The organism is Aquabacterium sp. (assembly GCF_004297345.1).
Lineage (GTDB): Bacteria > Pseudomonadota > Gammaproteobacteria > Burkholderiales > Burkholderiaceae_C > Aquabacterium.
This window is the reverse complement of record NZ_SCTN01000383.1, coordinates 1-2665: the sequence shown is the minus strand read 5'-3', so window position 1 is coordinate 2665 and position 2665 is coordinate 1. Positions and strand designations below refer to the sequence as shown.

General features: G+C 54.0%; 3 protein-coding genes. All 3 read left to right on the top strand.

The genetic code is table 11. The features are described from left to right. Window positions 1-581: hypothetical protein (locus EPO09_RS14545; protein ID WP_290644043.1), on the top strand; the 581-nt coding region annotated here is incomplete at its 5' end. A gap of 312 nt (window positions 582-893) precedes the next feature. Then, the gene (locus EPO09_RS14540; RefSeq protein WP_290644042.1) at window positions 894-1550 is read left to right on the top strand and encodes an AlpA family transcriptional regulator; all 657 of its coding nucleotides are present in this window, start codon (window positions 894-896) and stop codon (window positions 1548-1550) included. A 345-nt stretch (window positions 1551-1895) separates the two neighbouring features. Next, window positions 1896-2576 carry a hypothetical protein gene (locus tag EPO09_RS14535; RefSeq protein WP_290644041.1) on the top strand — a complete coding sequence of 227 codons (681 nt, stop codon included), beginning with the start codon at window positions 1896-1898 and terminating at the stop codon, window positions 2574-2576. Window positions 2577-2665: the final 89 nt, after the last annotated feature.

Below are 2665 nucleotides of genomic sequence, written 5' to 3'. Positions count from 1 at the left end.
CGTTGGTCCTACCAAATTCGCTCGTGAGTGTCGATGGGAAGCTTGATGCGCAGAACCTGGATAAGCTTTGCATTGAGCAGGAAGGATTCTCGAAGGTACACGATTCGTGGCTGATCTACAGCGCTTGTGCGTTTGGTGTGGCAGCGAAAAGTGCCCTGGACAAGGATGAAAGAGATCGTGCTTGGGATTTGCTTGCCGAGGGCTGCTTCTATCTTGGCGTGTCCAACTGGGCCAGTAGGGGTGAAGAGATGACCGACCTTGCGTTCAAAAAGTGTCTGGATTCTGAGTTTGGGCGCCAGGGTAGTGCAGGACGCCACAAGAGGACGAATGAGATGAAGGCGCGGGCCTATGAACTGATAAGGCAAGAAAAACAAGGAAGGACAGAACAAGACAAGGGTTGGCCAAGCCAAGCTCGCGCTGTAGCCTGGCTCGAAATTGAACTTAAGAAGGAGTTTGGTGAGAATGCGCTCGGCAATTTTCCGGACACTGTTAAGGGTTGGCTGGATAAGATGGAGGACCGTGAGCAGCACTTTCCAACAGTTGGTGCGAATCGAGCTCGCGCCGGCAAAGTGTCCCCGTAGCGACTTGGTAGATGGGGCTACAGACCGTTTCCAGCGCCTGCAAAGTTGGCTGTCAGTCGCTTGTTCAACCGATCAGATGGCGGCAGGTGCTGATGTGACTTCAATGGTTGCAAATCGCTGTCATAAGACTTCGCTGGGCTGAAATGTCTAAGGGCGCTCGTGGATTGAGTTACCCCTGGTCTGCTTGGCAGACCAGGGGGGGCTCTGCCTGGCAGACCAAGGGGGCTCTGCCAGGCAGGACTGGTATTCATGCAGTTGCAAAGGGGGCAAAGTTGATCCGTCGTAACCAATCACATCCGACGGAGAACTTTGATGTCCCACCCTGTTCGCAAACAAGCCCAAGTTACACCTAGCTGCCAGTTGCTGCGCAAGAGCAGCTTGCTGAAAAAAGTAGCGTTCTCAAAATCAACGCTGCACGCCAAGATGACCGTGGGCGGTCCATATCACGATCCTGACTTTCCTTTGCCGTTCTACTTTCCAAAGAGCCGCGTTCCCATGTGGCGAGAGTCCGAGGTGGACGCTTGGATTGCAAAGTCTGTAGAACGCTACCGTCAGGATTCCCGTGGGACTCCAGTCGAGGCAATGCCAGGCCTGGAGCCTTCCCCTCCGGTGGCAGGCGGGCCGGCTGACGCGGTTCCCGATACCCAACATCTCTGCAACGAGCCCAGCGGCGCGGTCGATATGGCGGCATCGCGTGAGGCCATCGCCAAAGCCGAGCCACCAAGCGCATTGATTGATCAGCGCAAGCCCGCGCTCGCAATTTCAAAGCCTAAGGTGCTCCTGTCCCATCCGATCAGGAGCGGTTTCAGCAATAGCGCGCTGCAAGAGCGCGCGCCCCAGGCTGAAGCTGCCAATCCGCAGCAATACCTGGCAGGGGAGCCTGTCGCGCAACCACGTTGGATGCAGGGCGCCGAACCAGCTCCCCTTTCCCGCGGATGGTGGGGGCGCAACGGCAACTTTGACATCTGAATTTCTACCTCGTGGGCGAACTTCCTCGCCAGCGGTGAAATCGGTGCCTGCTATGGCGGAGTCTTGGTCACGGTGAGGCTGAATTCGCATCAGCGGAACGAAAACGCCAGGTCGCGAAATGGTCCAAAGAGCTGAAGTTGCCGCTACTTGCTGGCGTCGAATGTCAGGCAATCCCTTGCTCATGAAATCAACTCGTTCAGCACCCTCTATCAATATTGCAATCCCTCAACACACCCAACGTGTCAGACAGAGACTCTGTGTCTCTGATCTTCATTGAGTGTTGGCATCAACAGACTTGACTTAGTCAACAACCCACTGATGTGTTGTTTACGTCAAGTACATCACATGGATCACAGCAATCATTTTCAACAGCCTCAGCGTAGCGATACCTGGATACAAGGGGACTACGATGAGCTCGGTCAAGTCGCACTCAGCAAGTTTGCCTTTGACACAGAAGACGGCGTAATCATCCGTCGTGAAGCACATGAGCAACCCATCTCACTCATCCATGATGTGGCCGGGGAGTTGTTGCGTGCAAGTAAGGACGAGTCCTACTTAAGCCTCTCACCAGCTAAGCAGGCAGGTGAGGTCAGGATTGTTTGCACACCGTTGTGCCAGCGGATCGTTAATGCGTTGTCTGTTGACTACTTGCAAATTCGCTTGGATTACCCCCTGCATCGCTTCTCACCGATCTTCAAGGTGTTTTCAAGCGTACGTCGTCGGCTGCTGCCTGTCGATTTCTGTAGCTATCTCAAACGCAGTCTGGACAAGGTGCAAGCTGACCGACTTGTCCAAGCTGCTTTGGTTGTTATTCAGACCCTTCGCAAGCGTTTATCAAAAACTGTTGTCAAGGATGCGTACGAGAACTTCCGTCGTGGTGCGATCGAGAACTTCAACGGGTTTGTGGACGGTATTGATTGGTTGTCACAGCGGTACTCGACAGTGACGGTGTTGCGATTCGACTTGCACTTTCGTAAGTCTGGCTCTCAACCGGTTGGTAATCCCCCCGAAAAACCAGCGTTGTGAGAAGTAGAGATTTTCGAAGGAAAATTTCTACCATGAAGAAGTCTCGATTCACCGACAGCCAGATCATTGAGGCGCTCAAGCGCGCGGAG

Bases quoted from the DNA above. Each gene is read 5' to 3' on its own strand.
- EPO09_RS14540 (WP_290644042.1), top strand. From the start codon at position 894: ATGTCCCACCCTGTTCGCAAACAAGCCCAAGTTACACCTAGCTGCCAG.
- EPO09_RS14535 (WP_290644041.1), top strand. From the start codon at position 1,896: ATGGATCACAGCAATCATTTTCAACAGCCTCAGCGTAGCGATACCTGG.